16 protein-coding genes and 2 tRNA genes are annotated in these 20,054 nt (G+C 36.9%); 9 read left to right on the forward strand and 9 right to left on the reverse strand.

What is annotated here, in order from left to right; genetic code table 11:
• The first annotated feature begins 173 nt into the window (after positions 1–173).
• From JL102_RS00815 to JL102_RS00830, 4 genes are all read left to right on the forward strand, one after another.
• Positions 174–812: a hypothetical protein gene (locus tag JL102_RS00815; RefSeq protein ID WP_202241673.1), complete on the forward strand. Its 639-nt coding sequence runs from the start codon at positions 174–176 to the stop codon at positions 810–812.
• The gene (locus JL102_RS00820; RefSeq protein WP_202241675.1) at positions 809–1,111 is read left to right on the forward strand and encodes a winged helix-turn-helix domain-containing protein; all 303 of its coding nucleotides are present in this window, start codon (positions 809–811) and stop codon (positions 1,109–1,111) included. Before JL102_RS00815 ends, JL102_RS00820 begins: the two co-directional genes overlap by 4 nt.
• Positions 1,112–1,165: 54 nt before the next feature.
• Positions 1,166–2,515 carry a cell envelope integrity protein CreD gene (gene creD / locus JL102_RS00825; protein ID WP_202241677.1) on the forward strand — a complete coding sequence of 450 codons (1,350 nt, stop codon included), beginning with the start codon at positions 1,166–1,168 and terminating at the stop codon, positions 2,513–2,515.
• An 88-nt stretch (positions 2,516–2,603) separates the two neighbouring features.
• Complete coding sequence (locus JL102_RS00830) at positions 2,604–3,605, forward strand: calcium/sodium antiporter (RefSeq protein ID WP_237390277.1); 1,002 nt, start codon at positions 2,604–2,606, stop codon at positions 3,603–3,605.
• A gap of 3 nt (positions 3,606–3,608) precedes the next feature.
• On the opposite strand, the gene JL102_RS00835 is transcribed toward JL102_RS00830, so the two are convergent.
• The 4 genes from JL102_RS00835 to JL102_RS00850 all read right to left on the reverse strand — a co-directional run bounded on the left by JL102_RS00835 (position 3,609) and on the right by JL102_RS00850 (position 8,742).
• Positions 3,609–4,343 (reverse strand): phosphatase PAP2 family protein, encoded by a 735-nt coding sequence (locus tag JL102_RS00835; protein WP_202241679.1) that lies wholly within the window; start codon positions 4,341–4,343, stop codon positions 3,609–3,611.
• A gap of 62 nt (positions 4,344–4,405) precedes the next feature.
• Positions 4,406–5,629, reverse strand: coding sequence for a 4-hydroxy-3-methylbut-2-enyl diphosphate reductase (locus JL102_RS00840; RefSeq protein ID WP_202242397.1), 1,224 nt, complete (start codon positions 5,627–5,629; stop codon positions 4,406–4,408).
• 389 nt (positions 5,630–6,018) lie between these two features.
• Positions 6,019–7,362 carry a sensor histidine kinase gene (locus JL102_RS00845; protein WP_202241681.1) on the reverse strand — a complete coding sequence of 448 codons (1,344 nt, stop codon included), beginning with the start codon at positions 7,360–7,362 and terminating at the stop codon, positions 6,019–6,021.
• 3 nt (positions 7,363–7,365) lie between these two features.
• Positions 7,366–8,742 carry a sigma-54-dependent transcriptional regulator gene (locus JL102_RS00850; RefSeq protein WP_202241683.1) on the reverse strand — a complete coding sequence of 459 codons (1,377 nt, stop codon included), beginning with the start codon at positions 8,740–8,742 and terminating at the stop codon, positions 7,366–7,368.
• Between the two features lie 182 nt (positions 8,743–8,924).
• On the opposite strand from JL102_RS00850, the gene JL102_RS00855 reads away from it, so the two are divergent.
• A complete protein-coding gene (locus tag JL102_RS00855) occupies positions 8,925–11,348 on the forward strand; it encodes an ABC transporter permease (protein ID WP_202241685.1) in 2,424 nt (807 codons plus the stop codon).
• Between the two features lie 115 nt (positions 11,349–11,463).
• On the opposite strand, the gene JL102_RS00860 is transcribed toward JL102_RS00855, so the two are convergent.
• A tRNA-Val gene (locus tag JL102_RS00860) sits at positions 11,464–11,538 on the reverse strand.
• A gap of 218 nt (positions 11,539–11,756) precedes the next feature.
• Positions 11,757–11,831 (reverse strand) — tRNA-Val (locus JL102_RS00865).
• A 172-nt stretch (positions 11,832–12,003) separates the two neighbouring features.
• Between JL102_RS00865 and JL102_RS00870 the strand changes: the two genes are divergently transcribed.
• Entirely contained in the window at positions 12,004–14,496 is a 2,493-nt protein-coding gene (locus tag JL102_RS00870) for an AsmA-like C-terminal region-containing protein (protein ID WP_202241687.1), read from the forward strand.
• 9 nt (positions 14,497–14,505) lie between these two features.
• On the opposite strand, the gene JL102_RS00875 is transcribed toward JL102_RS00870, so the two are convergent.
• From JL102_RS00875 to JL102_RS00885, 3 genes are read right to left on the reverse strand one after another with little or no spacing between them, the layout of a single operon-like run.
• The gene (locus JL102_RS00875; RefSeq protein WP_202241689.1) at positions 14,506–15,165 is read right to left on the reverse strand and encodes a DUF2461 domain-containing protein; all 660 of its coding nucleotides are present in this window, start codon (positions 15,163–15,165) and stop codon (positions 14,506–14,508) included.
• Entirely contained in the window at positions 15,165–16,157 is a 993-nt protein-coding gene (locus tag JL102_RS00880; RefSeq protein ID WP_202241691.1) for a UDP-glucuronic acid decarboxylase family protein, read from the reverse strand. Before JL102_RS00880 ends, JL102_RS00875 begins: the two co-directional genes overlap by 1 nt.
• Positions 16,150–17,463, reverse strand: a complete 1,314-nt coding sequence (locus JL102_RS00885) for a UDP-glucose dehydrogenase family protein (protein WP_202241693.1) — start codon at positions 17,461–17,463, stop codon at positions 16,150–16,152. The genes JL102_RS00880 and JL102_RS00885 overlap by 8 nt, the downstream gene beginning before the upstream one ends.
• A gap of 188 nt (positions 17,464–17,651) precedes the next feature.
• On the opposite strand from JL102_RS00885, the gene JL102_RS00890 reads away from it, so the two are divergent.
• The 3 genes from JL102_RS00890 to JL102_RS00900 all read left to right on the forward strand — a co-directional run bounded on the left by JL102_RS00890 (position 17,652) and on the right by JL102_RS00900 (position 20,046).
• Positions 17,652–18,818, forward strand: coding sequence for an acyl-CoA dehydrogenase family protein (locus tag JL102_RS00890; protein WP_237390279.1), 1,167 nt, complete (start codon positions 17,652–17,654; stop codon positions 18,816–18,818).
• An 83-nt stretch (positions 18,819–18,901) separates the two neighbouring features.
• Positions 18,902–19,096 (forward strand): 30S ribosomal protein S21, encoded by a 195-nt coding sequence (rpsU, locus tag JL102_RS00895; RefSeq protein WP_202241695.1) that lies wholly within the window; start codon positions 18,902–18,904, stop codon positions 19,094–19,096.
• Positions 19,097–19,164: 68 nt separating this feature from the next.
• Complete coding sequence (locus tag JL102_RS00900; RefSeq protein WP_202241697.1) at positions 19,165–20,046, forward strand: tyrosine-type recombinase/integrase; 882 nt, start codon at positions 19,165–19,167, stop codon at positions 20,044–20,046.
• Positions 20,047–20,054 lie beyond the last annotated feature (8 nt).

A 20,054-nucleotide genomic window follows, 5' to 3' on the forward strand; every position in this document is an offset into this window, starting at 1 on the left:
CGATGATTGAAATGGTGATAATGGCCGTGTATGAGTTAAATATTTCCATGTACTAATAAAATCAATATTTCCTTAACAAGGAAGGTTGAGTTAAGTTGAAAATTAATATTTTAAAGTCACTTTGTATTTCAAAGTACTTTTAGTTTATTTGTGCTGTTGTAAATTATATTAACATGGATAAAGATAAGGCAACGGCAGGAAAAAATTACAGTCAGGATATATTTGAGATCAGAAGTATGATGGAGAAGTCATCGCGATTTATGGCGCTGAGTGGTCTTTCTGGTGTAATGGCTGGCGTTTATGCGTTAATTGCCGCGTATATATCTTATCAGATTTTTTATTTCTCTGACGAGATAATTTATGAGTCTCTAACCTATAGAGAAGTATCAGCTAATGTTATCAAGTTGTTCTTGGTAGCTTTATCGACCTTGATTTTGGCTGTGGGTACGGGATTTTTATTGTCATACAGGAGGGCAAGAAGAAATGGGCAGAAAATGTGGGATGCTGCCGCTAGGCGTATGCTTATTAATTTCAGTATTCCTCTTGCTACAGGTGGTATATTTGTATTAATCATGTTTTTTAAAGGAGCCATTGGCTTGTTAGCTCCGGCCACTCTTATATTTTATGGTTTGGCACTGGTTAACGGTAGTAAGTATACTTATTCAGATATCCGCCAGTTAGGCTTGTTAGAAATATTACTTGGGTTGCTTAGTTGCTATTTCATAGGTTATGGTCTGCTTTTTTGGACTATTGGTTTCGGGGTATTGCACATCATTTATGGTGGGGTAATGTATTTTAAATACGAGCGGTGAAAAGTTATTTAAATAATCTTCATAAGGCATTTGAAAACAGAACCAGACTTGGAGTAATGTCTGCTTTGACGGTAAACGAATCTGTGAGTTTCAATGATCTGCGTGAGCTGTTAGGAGTAACAGACGGTAATCTGGCCAGTCATTTAAAGGCCTTAGAAAAGGAGCAATTTATAGAGGTGAGGAAGTCATTTATAGGGAGAAAACCAAATACTTCATATATGATAACGAAGGTAGGAAAAACAGCATTTTCCGAACACCTGGATGCATTAGAGCAATTAATTAAAGAACAATCAAAATAAATTTTTTTATACATGTACTTTGTATTTCAAAGTACTTTTTAATGGGATATATCTATGGAAAAGTCAGAACAAAACACACTAGAAAAGATCAATAATGGAATTAAGAATTCTATTATTTTAAAGGTAGTTACTATTACTGTTATCGCTTTGTTTTTACTCATACCGGCTAGTAGTATACAGTCGTTAATTTCTGAGAGGCAGTTTAACCGTATAGAGGCTGTTAAAGAAGTAAGCTCTAAGTGGGGAGGTGAGCAGGAGCTTACCGGACCTTACCTTACAGTGCCTTATAAAATGTATTATAAAAGTGATGATGAATTAAAGTATGAGGTTAAGCGAGCTCATTTTTTGCCAGAAAAGCTTAATATTGATGGCGAGGTTACCCCTAATTCATTAAAAAGGGGTATTTATGAAGTAGTACTTTATAATACCAAACTCAATTTTACAGGTGTCTTTTCTAAGCCAGACTTTTCCATGTGGAATGTTAATGATGAAGATATTCTTTGGGATGATGCCTATCTATCAATCGGTATTCCTGACATGTCTGGAGTAAAGGAGCAGGTGAATGTTTTGTGGGATAAGCGTAAACTTCCTGTAGAGGGTGGTGTGGCAGATTACGATATTGTAAGGTCAGGTATTACAGCTAGAGTGGCACTTTCAAATTCTAATGAGGAGAATCACTCATTTAACTTTACCTTAGATTTAAATGGTAACGAAAGTCTAAGTTTTATTCCTTTAGGTGAAAGCACTGATGTTAACTTGAAGTCATCATGGGCTGATCCTAGTTTTTCAGGTAATTTTTTGCCAACTGAAAGAGAGGTGAGCGATGAAGGTTTTGAGGCGAAGTGGAAGATTTTTTCTTTGAATAGAAATTTTCCTCAACAGTGGATAAATGATGCTTACTCCATCGGGGCTGCTTCTTTTGGTGTGCATTTGATGCTGCCAGTAGATGATTATCAAAAGAATATGCGGTCAGCCAAGTATGCTATGTTAATCATTGCGTTTACGTTTGCCATATTTTTCTTGGTAGAAATTCTTAATAAAAAGAAATTTCATCCTTTTCAATATGTATTGGTGGGTTTGGCGATAGTTCTTTTTTATAGTCTGCTTCTCTCCTTTTCAGAGCATACTGGCTTTAATGTCGCATATCTAATATCAAGTGCTGCGGTTGTTGCACTTATTTCAGTCTATATTTCGGCAGTTTTCAAACAAATAAAAATTACATTAATAACGACCATACTGCTTTCTGTCATTTACTTCTTTATTTATATCATTCTTCAACTTCAGGATTTTGCCTTACTTGTAGGTAGTGTAGGTCTGTTCGTGGCATTAGCTTGTGTCATGTATTTTTCTAGAAATATTGATTGGTATAATATCAATAAAAAGCCAGTGGAAGGTCTACAATAGGTTCAAAACTGCCCTTGACTCTTAAAAGGGCAGTTTTTATTATCTTTTTGGTCTTTATTTCTAGCTATTCGTAAAAAAAAAGGCAATTTTGTTAAAAGCTTTTTTGGAAGAAAAAGACCATATTGTTTATATGCTGGTTTATACTTTATTTATAGTTGGATTTATATTTTTAATTAAAGGAGCCGATTTACTGGTAGAAGGGGCTACTTCCATTGGGAGAAAACTCAATATATCTAGCATCGTGATCGGGCTCACTATAGTGTCATTTGGTACTTCTTTGCCAGAGTTATTGGTTAATCTTATAGCAAGCTATAATGATAACCCTGATATAGGAGTGGGAAATGTCTTGGGTAGCAACATTGCTAATATATTACTTATATTGGGTGTGGCTGCTATAATCAACCCTTTGCCTATTAATAAAAATACCTATTTTATAGAAGTGCCGTTCTCCTTAACGGCTACTCTTTTAGTAGGATTCTTGGCTAATGCCTCTTTCTTTGGTAAAACCAATGACTTTATCATTAGTCAGTATGATGGTTTTATTCTGCTTTTCTTTTTTGTACTCTTTATGGGCTATGTATATATAGTCTCCAAGCAGAAAAGGACGGAGTTTAGTTCTGAGGAGTTTACTCAAATGCCTATAGCAAAATCAATCATATTTATACTTATCGGCATGGTAGGCTTGTATTTTGGAGGTATTTGGGTGGTTGATGGTGCAGTTACTATAGCGCGCTATTTTAATATGAGCGAGGGTTTTATAGGACTGACTATTATTGCTTTGGGTACTTCGTTGCCAGAGCTAGTTACCTCCGCCATGGCTGCCTTTAGAAAAAACACAGATATAGCTGTTGGTAACGTAGTAGGATCCAATATTTTCAACTTATTGTGGATCCTGGGAGTTAGTGCCTCTATTAAGCCTATTCCTTATGACGTGATTAGCAATGCAGATATATTTATGATTATAGCTTCCAGCACGCTGCTGATTTTGGCTGTAGTGATTGGTAAAAAGCCTGTTATTAGCCGCTGGGAAGGGTTCTTCTTTCTAATTGCTTATGCTTGGTATATTACCTTTCTTTTGCAGAGAGGTTAATATTTACTCATCTTTTTTTAGAGCTAGTTTTTTGGCTCGCTGTTGCCTGTAGAAGTTGATAAACTTGAACACCACAATACAGATAATAAGCCAGAACAAGCCTGCTATGAATCCGGCAAGTACGTCACTGGGATAGTGCACGCCTAGGTAAACTCTGCTTAGTCCTATCAGTATAATTAGGGATAATTCTACAATGATCAAAGCTATTTTAACCCACAGATTGGGCATATATTTATAAGTAAGGTATACCAGAAAGCCATAAAAGGCCATGGCGCTCATGCTATGGCCGCTAGGGAAGCTATAGGAATGAGCTGTTACCAATCGCATGGCTTCTAAAGGCCGTGGGCGTACCAGTATGTGCTTAATAGTAATATTTAGTAAAAAGGCGGTAGCAAGAACTATAGAGGCTTGTATAGATACCTTCCACCTGTGTCCACGGTAGTAGAGCAATGCGGCTATAATAGGGATAATAGTCATGTACGTCCATGCATTGCCCAGATTGGTGATAAAGCGAACCCATTGAGTGGTGGTTTCCGCCCTGTACTTATATACAAAATCGGTTACGTTATTGTCGAACTGCAAAAGCTCATTGGCCTTCATTCTTTCTGTTATTTCCAAAAAGACATCTAATGAAACAATGCAGATAAAGGCCGGAATAATAAGTGAAGCAATAAATAGTATGTACTCCGACTTATGTCTTCCTAATTCTAATAATAAGCGTTTATATGCTGTAATCATGGGCACTAAGATCTTCTGTATTTATAGTATGCCTTATTTTAATAGCCTTAAGAAGTATATGGTTATCCTACTTCAAATTCTGATAGTAATGCTTCTACCGTAATAGTGTTTTCAAAAAATGATAATACTTTTAGCATTACTTCATCTACCAATGTATCAGGGCAGGAAGCTCCGCTGGTAAGTACTATTTTCACGGGTTCATTTTCGGGTAACCACCCTCGTGTTACCAATCCTTTTTTATTTATATAGTCAAAGTGATTGATTTCTTCTCGAGAGGCTATTTCATTGGCAGAATTTATAAAATAAGAAGGAAACTTCCTTTCGCATAGTTCTACAATATGAGATGTGTTAGAGCTGTTGTATCCACCCACTATCAGCGCGAGGTCAGCATCTTGTTCTAGCAAGCCGTAAGTAGCATCCTGGTTGTCGTTAGTGGCATAGCAAAGTGTATCTCTGGTGTCAGCAAAATGTTCTTTATGATCTTCTGGGTAAAGTTCGATCATTACATTTTTTATATAATCTGCTATTTCTTGTGTTTCTGTAGCCAACATGGTGGTTTGATTGACTACTCCCACTTTGTTGAAGTGAATATCTGGATCGAAGCCCTCAGAATATTTACCTTCGAATAGCTTGTAAAAATCGGCTTTGCTAATGTTCTTCTTAATAACCTCTCCTATTAGCTCAGCTTCTTTTAGGTTTTTTACTATTACAGCGGGTGCCTTTTCTGCACTGTGTGAGAAAGTGGCTCTAGTTTCTTCATGATTGTGCTTACCATGAATAATTATCGTATGCTGCTCCTCTCCCAGTTTGGCAGATCTTTTCCATACTTTCTCTACAAAAGGGCAAGTAGTGTTGTATTTCTGTATTTCTATGCCAATTTGCTCTAGCTTTTGCTCTATTTCAAGGGTAGTGCCAAAAGCAGGGATGATTACGATATCTTCGGGCTTCAGATTTTCCCAAGGGATAAACTGAGTACCATCAGTATCCATAATGAATTCTATACCCTTAGATTGTAAATCTCGGTTAACTTCCTGATTATGGATCATCTGACTGAGCAGGTATACCTTTTTATCAGGATTATCTTCCAAAGCTTTATAGCTTTTCTCGATGGCATTTTCTACGCCGTAGCAAAAGCCAAAATGCCTGGCTATATAAAATTTTACAGGGCCAAAATCTAACTCAGTAGGGGTGAAATCCTTTTTGCGAGGATCCAGGATTCTACGTGCTTCCTTTATTTTGCCTGTAATGGAAGATTTATAATATGCGGGTATATCGAACTTTTTGATAGTACTCTCCTTTTAGTTGTGATTACTGCAAAAGTAAACAATAACACAGAGAAATGCAGTAGATTCGGGGGCAATGCTGGATGGTAAGACAGGTGGAAAAATGGAAATTATTGTCTTCAAAATTTCTGTTTCATAATTACCTCCGTAGAAGCGCTTGTGCCACGTGGCTGTTCACTTAGCCTCATGGGCGAACCAATTGCAATGGGATGGTGCTGAATCTTGCTTTAGCTATTTAATGTCATAAGTGATTACCAATGATGGCTTTAACCCTTTTTAGAAAATCGGACTCCTTATACAATATGGTCTTTGCACAGGCCTATTAAATATTTTTAAATGGTGGCTTTTGTCTTTGCATGTTATCCTTATATTTTAGGGCGTGGTTATAGTATTTAATTAATGAAGGTTAAAGTAAAGGTAGATCCTACACCTTCGGCTGAGTACACCTGTATATTTCCATTGTGTAGTTTCATGATTTGCCGGGCTAGACTTAAGCCAATGCCCGATCCTCCTTTTTTAGTACTGTAAAATGGGATGAAGATCTTTTCCAGTTTGGAGGGCGGAATCCAGGGGCCATTGTTGGAGATGCTAACTTTGGTTTTGTTGGCCGCAGCCTCTATAATTATTTTTAAGCAAGGCTTCTCCACTTCTTTTATCGCTTCCAGAGCATTTTTTAATAAGTTGATCATTACCTGCTCTATCATCTGCTGATCAGCCCATATTTTCACTGCCCTAGCAGTATTCTGAAGGTTATATTGAACTTGCTTTTTTTCTAAATCTGGGGTTATCAGCTGTAGCAGGTGGTGAGTAGTGCTTATTAGGTCGAATTTGCTGAAAGTAAGTTCAGGTGTTTTAGAGAAATCCTTATAAACATTTATGAACTTGATAAGCCCTTTGCTTCTTTTTTCTATGGTATCCAGGCTGTAGTAAATATCTGCTCTGTCATCTTTAGATAATTCTTGTTTGTTATTCTGTTGTAGCAGTTGATTGACCGAGCTAGTGAGTGAGGCAATAGGAGTAACGGAGTTCATAATCTCATGGGTAAGCACGCTTATCAATTTTTGCCAGGCTTCTACTTCTTTTTGATCGAGTTCAAAAACTAAATTTTGAATCAATAAGAGTCTCACTTTTTTTTGATCAACTATGAACTCTTTGAGCTGTACAGATAATTGCTGACTTTCTTGTCCGATAAAAGTTTTGATAACTTTTTTCTCTTCCGCTTTCAAGTTAGTAACTGTTTTGTGAAGCTTGCTGTCTATGGTGGTTAACTCGCTAATATTTCTCAATAATGGTTTTTGTAATAATGCTTTAGCGGCTGGGTTTATCATTTTTACAGATCCATCTTCTTCATAGCTCACAAGTCCTACACTTATATTTTCATTAAGTGTTTTCAAATATTGATATTGCCTTTCTTTTTCAATATTCAGCTTTTGAAATTCTTTGATAATGTCATTAAGTGCAGAGTTCAGATTTACATCAGGGTGATTACCGTTATTTTCTAAAAAGGTAGAGTTAAAACCTCCTTGCTTAATGGAAAGTAAAAATTGAGTGAGTTTAAGGTTGGTTTTTTCAGTATGCTTTATGATATATAGACTTGTGGCAATAAGTATTATGGTTAAGGCTAAAGGGGTGAAAATCCATTGAGTGTAAATGGTGGCATATGCAATACCAAAGGCTAGTATTACTATTGTGCATACAGCTATAAGAATGAAAATTCTAAAGGATTTAAAATTCATGCTTCAGTATTTTATGCCGTATTTATCCATTTTTCTATAGATGGTAGTTCTGCCAAGCCCCAGTTCTTTGGCGGCTTTGGATATATTGCCCTTATGTTTAGCTATAGCTATTTCTATAGTTTCTTTTTCTATTTCATTGAGGTTTATGGTGCTGGAATAAGAAGGTTTTGGCTTAGAGCTTTGTAATAAAAAATGGTGTGGCTGCAGGATCGAGTCATCACTCATAATTACCGCTCTTTCCATAGCATGCTGTAACTCTCTTATGTTTCCAGGCCAAAGATGGCGTTGAAGTAAGGAATAGCTTTTGTTACTTAGCTTTAAAGTGCCTTTACGGTATTTATGAGCGAATATTTGTAGAAAATGATCTGCTAGCAAAGGAACGTCTTCAGGTCTTTCGGCGAGGGCTGGTACAGAAAGCTCCACGGTATTGAGTCTATATAGTAAATCCTCACGAAACTCACTATTTGTCACCATCTCAAAGAGATTATTGTTAGTAGCAGAAATTATTCTGCAATCAATATCTATAGGTGTTGCAGAGCCAACTCTGGTTACGGTTTTATGTTGAATGGCTGTGAGTAGTTTAGCTTGTAGTGGTAGCGATAGATTGCCGATTTCATCTAAAAAAAGTGTTCCTCCTTGTGCTAGCTCAAATCTTCCTATCTTATCTTGGCGTGCATCTGTGAATGATCCTTTAATGTGACCGAACATTTCCGATTCAAATAAGGTCTCACTTATAGTGCCTAGGTCTACTTTTACAAATACGTTATCTCGACGGTCAGATTTTTCATGGATAGACTTTGCTAATAATTCTTTTCCTGTCCCATTTTCACCGAAAATTATAATATTGGCATCAGTGTCAGCTACTTTATCAGTCATGCGAAAGAGCTCTTTCATGGCTGGTGATCGCCCAATGATTTCAACTTTTGTTTGATTGAGCAGGCTTTTCATCCCAGAATGCTTTTCGTGTAACTGCTTTACCTCCTGTTGTGATTTGCTGAGCTGGTAGGCCGCACGAACGGTAGCTTGTAGCTTTTCGTTATCCCAGGGCTTTACTACAAAATCTGTGGCTCCTATTTTCATGGCTTCAACGGCTAGCTTTATGTCCCCATAAGCGGTAATCATCACTACTTGTTGTGCCGGTTTTCGTTCTATTATATTTTGAAGCCACATGAGGCCTTCTCTGCCGCTGGTAGCTCCGGCAGTGTAGTTCATGTCCAGAAGAATGACATCATACTCATGTTGATTCAGTAGGTAGTTGATTTGCTGCGGTTGGCTTTCTGCTGTTATTTGCGTAAAGGTAGGCTTTAATGCCATGCGTGCAGAATGTAATACATCTGTATCATCATCAATAATTAAAATATTCGCTGCCAGCCTGGTCATTTAGTTTAGTAACTTATTTTTATGATGAAGATAGAAGTTGTTCTTATTTGGAACAAATTTATGTTTCATAACGAAACAGATTGAGGTCATTATATTTTCTTTTTGATTGTAATCAACTGATATTCAATGTCATATTTAGTTAGGTATGCTGTTGGTATATAGTAGGGAAAATGCTTGGTGATATGTTGAAAAATTATTTAAAGATTGCTTTTAGAAACCTTGTTAAGAATAAGCTTTATGCTTTGATTAATGTTCTTGGTCTAGCCTTTGGCTTGGCGTGTGTTATGCTCATATCTCTATATGTGGCTGATGAATGGAGTTATGATCGGTTTCATACAGGTGCTACTCATATTTATCGGGTAGAGTGGTTTGGGGATGTGCCGCAAACCCGAACACCATACCCTATGGCCTTGGCTTTGAAGCAGGATTTTCCCGAAGTTATGGAGGCTACTTCACTTACGCCGCTTTGGGGGGCGGGTCTAACTAAAAAAGTGTTTTCTGTTAAGAACCCTGAAAATGATGTGGCTTATGATGAACGTGGCATTCTGGGGGTGGATAGCACTTTTTTAAAAGTTTTTGATTTTAAGCTTATTCATGGTAATAAGAATGATGTTTTAAGAAATGTAGGGGGCGTGCTAATTTCCGAAAGCTATGCACATAAATATTTTGAAGATGAAAATCCTATAGGAAAATATTTATCATTTAATAGTGACAAGACTCTCGCTCAGGTGGAGGGAGTTTTTGAGGATGTGCCTCATAATTCTCATTTTCATTTTGATATTTTACTTTCTTACGTTACGCTCAAGGCCATGAATCCTAATAGCGCCTTTTATAGCTGGGACGATTTTGGTCATTATAATTATATCAAATTAAAAGCAGATGCTAATGCCTCGCAACTGGAAGCTCAGCTACTGACTTGGATACGTAATTATGTGGACTGGTCAGATGAAACCTTGCATCGGATTGCTCAGGAGCAAATGCACTTTTTCCTAGATCCGCTTACAGATATACATTTGAAATCGCATATTCGGTGGGAGTTAGAGCCTAATGGTAATATTGAGTATGTGTATATAATGGCTACTGCGGCTTCACTTATTTTAATTATTGCCTGCGTCAATTTCATGAATTTAAGTACTTCCCAGTCTGTGGCCAGATCTAAAGAGATTGGAGTTAGAAAGTCTTTAGGGGCACATAGAAGTCAGCTTACTCGGCAGTTTCTTGGGGAGTCATTGTTGATATCTGCTATGGCTATTATTCTGGCCGGCCTACTGGCTGAGGTGTCACTCCCAGGCTTCAATTACATTACAGGAAAGCAACTGCATACTCAATATCTTCATCATTCATTTTCATTATTGCTACTGGTTGGTATAGGAGCTTTTGTGGGCTTGGCGGCAGGCCTTTATCCGGCGCTTTTCCTGTCGTCAATTGATCCGGTAGTGAGTATGAAAGGTGTTGAAAGAGTAAAGGCTTCTGGCTTTTGGCTGAGAAATAGTCTGGTAGTGTTTCAATTTTTAATTTCTATGATTCTTATTACGGGTAGTATCATTATTAATGATCAGCTGTATTTTATGGAAAATAAAGACCTTGGTTTTGATAAGAGTCGACTTCTGAATATTCCTTTGAAAAATGATGATTTAGATGAGAAATTTTTTGCTATGAAAAATGAGCTGAAAAAAATTCCTGGCGTTGAGTTCGTCTCAGGTATGTCTAATGTTCCTGGCTTACAGTTTAATCAGCATTTTATATATGCGCTTTCTAGTCCACAGAATATTATTAACGTGTCAGAAATGTTTAGTGATGATGAGTTGGTGGAGGCTTTAGGGCTTACTCTTTTGGAGGGTAGAATGTTCTCTAGAAATGTGAGTACCGATGCAGAAGATGCTTTGGTGGTGAATGAAGCTGTTTTAAAGGCATTGCAGATAGATGATGCTGTGGGTAAGGAAGTGATGTGGGAGCGATACACTGGTGCAGGATTAACTAAGCAGACTATCATAGGTGTGGTAAAGAATTTCAATTATCAATCTTTGCACGAAGAGGTGAAGCCCTTGGTGCTCAAATATTCAGAGGACTATAATTATATGCTTGTAAAAATTGAAGGTGATAATTATCAAAATACAATAACTCAAATCCGTACACTATGGGGTGATTATATAGATCGTTTTGATTTTGAATATAGCGTTCTTTCTGATGATTTAAGCTTTCAGTATTTATCAGAAGAGAAAACAGCAAAGATCTTCAGCGGCTTTTCTTTTATGGCTATACTTATTGCTTGTTTCGGTTTGTTTGGTTTGGCTAGCCTGTCCTTCGAAGCTAGAACTAAAGAGGTAGGCATTAGAAAAGTACTCGGCGCTTCAGTATTTTCCGTTCTCGCATTATTATTAAAGGATTTTTCTAAGATGATAATGCTGGCAATTATTTTGGCAATACCATTGGCTTGGTACTTATCAGAAAAATGGTTAAATAATTTTATTTATAAGATAGCAATCAACCCTTTTGTGTTTGTATTTGCTGGCGTTTTATTGGTTTTAATTGCCTGGCTTACCCTTTCGTATTTAACCTACAAGGCGGCTAAAACCAATCCGGTAGAAATCTTAAAAGATCAATAGACATAGGAGTTTTGGTGTTAAATAATCTGAAAATCAATTGATTGCACTCAAATTTTAAAGAAAGGTGGGAATGCTTTAAATGAAAAAGGCAGTCATAATTGACTGCCTTTCTTTGTGGGCGCTGAGGGATTCGAACCCCCGACCCCCTCGGTGTAAACGAGATGCTCTGAACCAGCTGAGCTAAGCGCCCTTTTCTCATATAGTGTCTCACTATTTGTGAATGGGAATGCAAATGTAGTGAACTTTTTAATTTGTGCAAACATTATCTTATTTCCTTTATCGTTCTTGTTTCAACGAATATGGAATTACTGAAATGAGGTAGCGCAATTCTAAGTCGAACTTGCATTTCTAAGAATATGAAAGTACTTAAAATGAAGAAAGGCAGTCATAATTGACTGCCTTTCTTTGTGGGCGCTGAGGGATTCGAACCCCCGACCCCCTCGGTGTAAACGAGATGCTCTGAACCAGCTGAGCTAAGCGCCCTTTCATTTAGTGTTTCACTATTTGTGAATGGGAGTGCAAATGTAGTTAACTTTTAATTTTGTGCAAACATTACCGTTAAAAAAATAATAAATTTTTTCTGGTGGCATTAGTTTTGATGTTTTTAAGCGAATAACGTAGCTTTCAATCTAGATTTGCTTTAAGTCATATTTCATTGGACATAAAAAGAGTAGTAAAAAAGATTATATTTTATCTGGTGCTTACCGTTGTAGTGGTGGTAACAGCTAGTATATTAGCTACTTATCTATATAAGGATCGGTTAATTGATCACTTCATCAGGGAGGCAAACAAGAGTTTGAACACTCCTGTGCATGTGGATAAAATAAGCGTTTCTTCGTTGAAAAACTTCCCCTTTATCTCCCTTACTTTTGATGGTGTCTATATTGAAGAAAGTTTTGATAAGAGTAGTGCACCGCTTTTAGAAGCAGAAAAAATTGATTTTACTTTTAATCCCATCGCTGTTTTTAGAAAAAACTATACAGTGGAAAAGGTTTTTATTAAAAAGGGCTTCTTCCACTTGAAGATGGATAAAAACGGAAATATAAATTATGACATCTTCAAACAACCAGATACTACTTCCTCTACTCAAACCGTTAAAGTTGATCTTTCAAAAATTGTATTAGAAGAAACCACTTTCAAGTATCAGAACTGGCTTCGAAACGTTGATTTAGATTTTACTACCCCGTCTCTCACAGCGAAGCTAAATGCTGTAGGTAGTGTGTACGATATCTTGGCCGAAGGTGAAGTAGCCGTGAATCATGTTAGTGTGAATAACACCATTTGGGCAGAAAATAAGCAGACTTACGTTGAGGCTGATTTAAAGTATAATGATGAATTAAAGGATTTATTCATTAGGCCCTCTGTTATTACAATTAATGAGTCTGACTTTGCCGTAGAAGGAACTTATCAATTTTTGGAAAAGCAGCTTATTTCACTGAATGTAGATGGTAAAGATACGGATATACAGACTTTGCTTTCTATTTTACCGCATAGTATGGTGAAAGATTTTGATAAGTATCAAAGTAAGGGAGATGTCTATTTTTCTATGGTGCTTGATGGTGAAATTGGGGAGAAAACATCGCCTAAGATGACTATTAATTTTGGGCTTAATGATAGTGAACTTTATCACCCTGATACTCGGGTGAAAATTACTCATGCTTTACTAAGAGGCACATTTATAGCTGCTGATCTTAATAATATAAATAACTCAGTGCTTGATTTAAAGGATATAAATGGCATAGTAGAAGACCATAATTTTAAGGCTAACCTATATCTGAAAAATTTCGAAACTCCTTATGTAAAAGGAAATTTTGAAGGTAAGTTGGATCTTGAATCTGTTTTTAAATTTTATAAATCAGAAAGTGTGGAAGCCGGCAGCGGCCAATTAGATGCCCATTTGAATTTTGAAGGACAGGTGAAGGATCTGAAAAAGAAGGCGAGTTCAGGGAGATTTAAAACTACAGGAGATATTAATTTAAATAGGCTAAGCTTAAAGTTAGCTCACTACCCTTTGAAGTTAGATAATGTGTCTGGGAATCTGTTATTTAACAATAATGATCTTGCTCTTAGCGATGTCTCTGGTAAGTTGGGCAATAGTGATTTTTTACTCAATGGATTTTTTAAAAATATTATAGCCTACTTGCTTTTTGAAAATGAGCCTGTAGGTATAGAGTCAGACCTTCGCTCTAAATTTATTGACCTAGACGAGCTGTTGGCGGCTAATCCAGGAGAGGAAAGTGACTCCAAATATAAATTTACCATTTCTCCTAAGTTGGTCCTTAAGTTTGATTGTGATGTAGATCAATTAAAATTCAGACGATTTGCTCCTAAGAATATCAAGGGAGATCTTATCGTTAGGAATAAGATAGCTCAGTCTAATCGCATTCGGTTTAATGCGATGGGGGGTAGCATTACTTTAGATGGTAAAGTGGATGCTTCTTATGATAAGCTACTGAGGGTAAATACTTCTTTTGCTCTGGATAATATTGATGTAGATAGTATTTTTTACGTTTTTGAAAATTTCAATCAAGACTTTCTGCAAGACAAACACCTTAAAGGCAAAATTAAGGCGGATGTACAAGCTAGCATGACTTTTAGTGATAACCTGCACCTCTATCCGGGAAGCCTGGTAAGTAATATTAGCACTACAATTATTGGCGGGCAGCTCAATAATTTTGAGCCTATGCAGCGTTTGTCTAAATACCTTGATGAAGATAAATTGGATCATCTGGTTTTCTCAGAGTTGAGAAATGATATTCATATAGAAAATAAAAAGATTTACCTTCCTCAGATGGAGGTTTCTACCAACGTCACAGACATTAAGATCAGTGGCATACATACCTTCGATCAGAATATCGATTATCGTGTAATAGCGCCCCTTAGAAGCAAGAAAAAGATAGATAAGGATGAGGCCTTCGGGGCAATAGAAGAAGATAATAGCGGACGTACCATGCTTTATCTTAAAATAATAGGAAATACGTCAGATTATCTGGTGCTGTATGATAAGGAAAGTGTGAAGAAGAAAATAGTGAGTGATATTAAAAAGGAAGCACGGGAGCTGAAAGATGCCTTTAAAAATAAAGGGAAAGAAGAAACCCCAGAAATAGAACTTGAAGAAGATGACTATTTCGACTGGGGTGATGATTAATTGACTTGGTTAACTTATAGCTACGTTGAGGTATCTTATAACTGGCTCAACTTGCTGAAATCGTTCCACTACCTGATCTGCTGAAGTCCACTTTTTTACTTCATTATCGCTGATGTGCTTAAGCACAATATAGCTTTTAAGCTTCAGTAGTTCAATATTAGGATGGCTTTCATCATATCCTTTAGGAGCTCTTTTTAAGCTATCTCCTTGAATTGAGCCAAAGTCTTTTTGAAATGAAGCATCTGAAATAATGTCTTTTAATTCTTCCGGGTTGTAGTCTATCTCTTGCCTCACCTTGGCTAACCTTTCGGCGTCAGGCGAATATAAGCCGCCGGCTATGAAAGATTGATTACCAGGCTGTATATGAAGATAATAACCCGCATTGCCACTCTTTTTCCCTCCTTCATTGAGCAGCATACCAAAGTTGTTTTTATATGGTCTTTTGTCTTTGCTGAAGCGTATATCTCTGTTTATTCTGAAAATGCATTGCTTGGGTTCCAGACCTGAGATTGAAGGATCAAAAGAGGCTACTTTGAGAATAACTTCACCAACAAAACTTATAAACTCTTCTCTCGCAGCCTGATATGCAGGCTTATTTGCCTGCATCCAGTCGCGATCGTTATTATCGTTAAGTTGGGTTAGAAAGTTTAATGATTTTTCTAATGCCATTATTTTTTAATGTACCCATCAAAGGTGTTATGCTCTTTAGTAAAAAGCTCTTCCTCTGTAAGGGTTTTAAAATAGTCATAAGTAATTTTCAGACCTTCGGCTCTGTTTACTTTCGGTTCCCAACCTAATATCTCCTGAGCTTTAGTAATGTCTGGCCTACGCTGCATAGGATCATCTTTAGGTAGTGGCTCATAGATCACTTTTTGATCAGTACCTGTAAGCTTAATTATTTCTTCTGCAAATTCACCAATAGTAATCTCATCAGGGTTTCCAATGTTTACCGGGTAAGCGTAATCAGAGAATAACAAGCGATAAATACCATCAATTAGGTCATCTACATAGCAGAAGGATCTGGTTTGAGAACCATCACCAAAAACAGTAAGATCTTCACCTCTAAGGGCCTGGCCTATAAATGCAGGCAATACACGTCCGTCATTCAAGCGCATTCTTGGTCCGTAGGTATTGAAAATACGTACTATTCGCGTTTCCACACCGTGATAAGTATGGTAAGCCATAGTCATGGCTTCCTGAAATCTTTTGGCTTCATCATATACTCCTCTTGGTCCTATAGGGTTTACATTACCGTAGTAAGACTCAGTTTGAGGGTGTACCATAGGGTCACCATACACCTCAGAAGTGGAGGCAATCAGCATTCTTGCTTTTTTGGCTTTAGCCAAACCCAAAAGATTGTGAGTACCCAATGAACCTACTTTTAAAGTCTGAATAGGTATTTTGAGATAATCGATAGGGCTGGCAGGAGATGCGAAATGTAAGATGTAGTCTAATTCGCCTGAAACATGAACAAAGTTAGATACATCATGATGATGAAACTCAAAATTCTTATCCGCAAATAAGTGCTCTATGTTCTTTAAATTACCAGTGATCAGGTTGTCCATTCCGATGACATAAAAGCCCTCTTTCATGAACCTGTCACAAAGGTGGGAGCCCAGAAATCCTGCTGCTCCCGTTATTAATACTCTTTTTTTATCCATTGATAGTTTCTCTTCCTATGCTTACGTAAGTGAATCCTAAATCTTTCATTTGCTCAGGTGAGTAAAGATTTCTTCCATCGAAGATAACTTTGTTGTTAAGAAGTTTTGCAACTTTCTCAAAATCTGGAGTTCTGAATACAGGCCACTCAGTAGCAATTAGTAATGCGTCAGCACCGTTAATGGCAGAATATGCATCATGGCAATAAGTGATTTTTTCACCGATTTGTCCTTGTACATTTTCCATTCCTTCAGGGTCATAAGCTTTTACTTGCGCACCAGCTTCTACTAATTTCTCAATATTATATAATGAAGGAGCTTCACGAATATCATCAGTATAAGGTTTAAAAGAAAGTCCCCAAAGACCAATGGTTTTTCCTTTTAGATCGCCACCGAAATATTCCTTTATTTTAGGGATAAGTTTGGTTTTTTGATCTTCGTTAACATCCATAACTGATTTTAGGATACGGAAGTCATAGTTTACTTGCTGAGCAGATTTAGCTAGTGCTTGCACATCTTTAGGGAAGCAAGATCCACCATAACCGATACCTGCAAACAAGAAGCGCTTACCTATTCTGGTATCAGTACCTACACCTTTTCTTACGGAATCAACATCAGCACCAAGTAATTCGCACATGTTGGCGATTTCGTTCATGAAAGTAATCTTGGTAGCTAAGAATGAGTTAGCAGCATACTTAGTTAATTCAGCAGATTTTTCATCCATGAAAATTACAGGATTACCTTGTCTCACCAATGGTGCATATAAGGTCTCCATTAATTTTTTTGCTTTTTCTGAAGTAGTACCTATTACCACTCTGTCAGGCTTCATGAAATCGTCTACAGCTACCCCTTCTCTTAAGAATTCTGGGTTAGAAACTACATCGAAATCTACCTTGGCATTTTCTTTAATAGCAGCATGTACCTTATCTGCAGTACCTACAGGTACAGTACTTTTGTCTACGATTACGGCGTATTCTTTAAGTATTGGACCTAAGTCAGAAGCTACAGTAAGAACATATTTCAAGTCAGCAGAACCATCTTCTCCAGGAGGTGTAGGCAGAGCAAGGAAGATAATTTTTGCTCCTTCGATTCCTTCCGCTAGATCAGTGGTGAAGTTTAATCGACCTTGTTCAAGGTTTCTTTGGAAAATAACTTCCAAACCTGGTTCGTAGATCGTGATCTTGCCGTTTTTAAGGCTGTTTACTTTTTTCTCGTCGATGTCTATACATGTTACATCATTTCCTGTTTCTGCAAAACAAGTTCCTGTAACTAAGCCGACATAGCCTGTTCCGACTACTGCTATTTTCATGTTTTTAAGTTTTTAGATTCTACTAGTTCGTAAAAATAAATTTTAAATTAAATAAATCTGCACGATAAAATGTTTTAAAAAAAGTTTAATTTTTTTATACAAACTAACATTCGTTTGGTTGATTCATTGGATATATTATATTTGTTATTATCACTTAAAACGATTGAAATCAAGTAAGAGACAGATTTATGGTAACAGCAGAAATTTCCCCGACTATCAGTATGGAGCAAACTGAGAATCAAAAAATGATTGCCGAAATGATCAATGATTTTGGCGAGAGAGAGATCAAACCATTTATGATGGATTGGGATGAAAAACAAGAATTCCCTCTTCAGCTCTTTAAAAAATTAGGTAGCCTGGGGCTCATGGGTGTGTTGGTACCTCAGGAATATGGAGGTGCGGGCTTTGGTTACCTTGAATATGTCACTGCTATTTTAGAATTAGCAAGGATAGATGGTTCCATAGGGCTTTCTATGGCTGCTCATAATTCTCTGTGTACTGGTCATGTTCTACAATTTGGTAGCGAAGAGCAAAAGCAAACCTACCTGCCTAAACTGGCTACTGGCGAATGGATAGGTGCTTGGGGGCTTACTGAGCCTAATACTGGATCAGATGCAGCTAATATGCGTACTGTGGCTAAAGAAGAAGGTGATTTTTATGTGCTCAATGGAGCGAAGAATTTCATTACTCATGGTAAATCAGGAAACGTGGCAGTAGTGATTGCAAGAACGGGAGAGGTGGGCGATTCACATGGTATGACTGCCTTTATAATAGAAAAAGGAACACCCGGTTTTTCAGCAGGAAGAAAAGAAAACAAACTAGGTATGAGAGCTTCTGAAACCACTGAGCTCATATTTCAGGATTGTAAGGTACCTAAGGCTAATATTCTTGGCAAGGTAGGAGATGGTTTTATTCAGGCCATGAAGGTGCTAGATGGCGGACGTATAAGTATAGCCGCTTTAAGTTTAGGAATAGCCCAGGGAGCATTAGATGTTTCTATACAATATGCCAAAGAAAGACAGCAGTTTAATAAGCCTATAGCCAGTTATCAAGGTATATCTTTTAAACTGGCAGACATGGCCACTAAGTTAGAGGCTGCTAAATTGCTTACATTTCAGGCAGCAGATCTAAAGAATAAAGGGAAAGATGTGAAAAAAGAATCTGCTATGGCCAAATACTATGCTTCAGAGGTAGCCGTAGAAAATGCCACTGAGGCAGTTCAGATATTTGGTGGATATGGCTATACTAAAGATTATCCTGCAGAGAAGTATTACAGAGATTCAAAGCTGTGTACTATCGGAGAGGGTACTTCTGAGATTCAAAAACTAGTAATTTCAAGAGCTATTTTAAAATAAAAATTACGGTATATTAATTATCTCTTTGATAATTAATATTTCATGGCTAAGTTTGCAGTTCATTTGAAAGGAGGTGTAATAAAATGATCGTAGTAAACGTAAAAGAGAACGAATCAATAGAGAAAGCTCTTAAAAGATTCAAAAAGAAATTCGAAAAAACTGGAGTTCTTAAAGAATTAAGAGGTAGAACTTTCTATGAAAAACCTTCTGTACAAAGAAGAACAGAAATTATTAAAGCAAAATACAGACAAAAAAAATACGCCGAAGAAAATTATTAATCGGTTATATTTTTAAGTCCCAAATCATTAAATTAGTACTATCCTATTAGGGATAGTACTTTTTTTTTATGCGGGAAAAATTCCTAAAATACTTACAATACGAAAAGCGTTACAGCAAACACACTATTGCTTCTTATAGTCATGATTTGGAGCAATTAGAAGATTTTGTTCATGCTAACTTTACAGGTCTGGAGTTAGTTTCTGTTACCCACAATGTATTAAGAACTTGGATTCTTGATTTAGTAGATCAGAAAATGGAACCTCGTTCTATTAATAGAAAAATTGCCTGCCTTAGATCTTTCTACAAATTTCTGCTTAAGTCAGAGGCTATAGATAAAGATCCTACCACTAAACTTCGGGTATTAAAGACAAGTAAGAAATTGCCGCAGTTTGTTCAAGAAAATGAAATGATGAAGCTGCTGGATAATTTTGAATTTGGAACGAACTTTCCAGAAAAGAGAGATCAGTTGATTTTGGAGCTACTTTATGGTACTGGCATACGGCTTTCTGAGCTTATTTCTCTGAAGGTTTCTGATATTAACTTGGCCGACCGTACATTAAAAGTTTTAGGGAAGAGAAATAAAGAAAGAGTGTTGCCATACTCTGTGTCTCTTAGTAAAACCCTGGACGAATATTTGTCTTTAAAAAATAAGCACGATTTAATAAAAGATAGTACAAGATTGGTCGTTACTGATTCGGGAGAAGACTGCTATCCGATGATGATCTATCGTACAGTAAAAAATTATTTGAATCTATTTACAACAATAGAAAAACGTAGTCCACATGTGTTGCGTCACACATTTGCTACGCACCTCCTTAATAAAGGAGCTGAACTTAATGCGGTAAAAGATTTGCTTGGTCATACTAGCTTGGCGGCGACGCAGGTTTATACCCATAATTCATTGGATAAGCTAAAAGCTGTTTTCGAACAGGCGCATCCAAAAGCTTAATTTTTTTT

This window comes from Fulvivirga sediminis (assembly GCF_016757215.1).
Taxonomy (GTDB): Bacteria; Bacteroidota; Bacteroidia; order Cytophagales; family Cyclobacteriaceae; genus Fulvivirga; species Fulvivirga sediminis.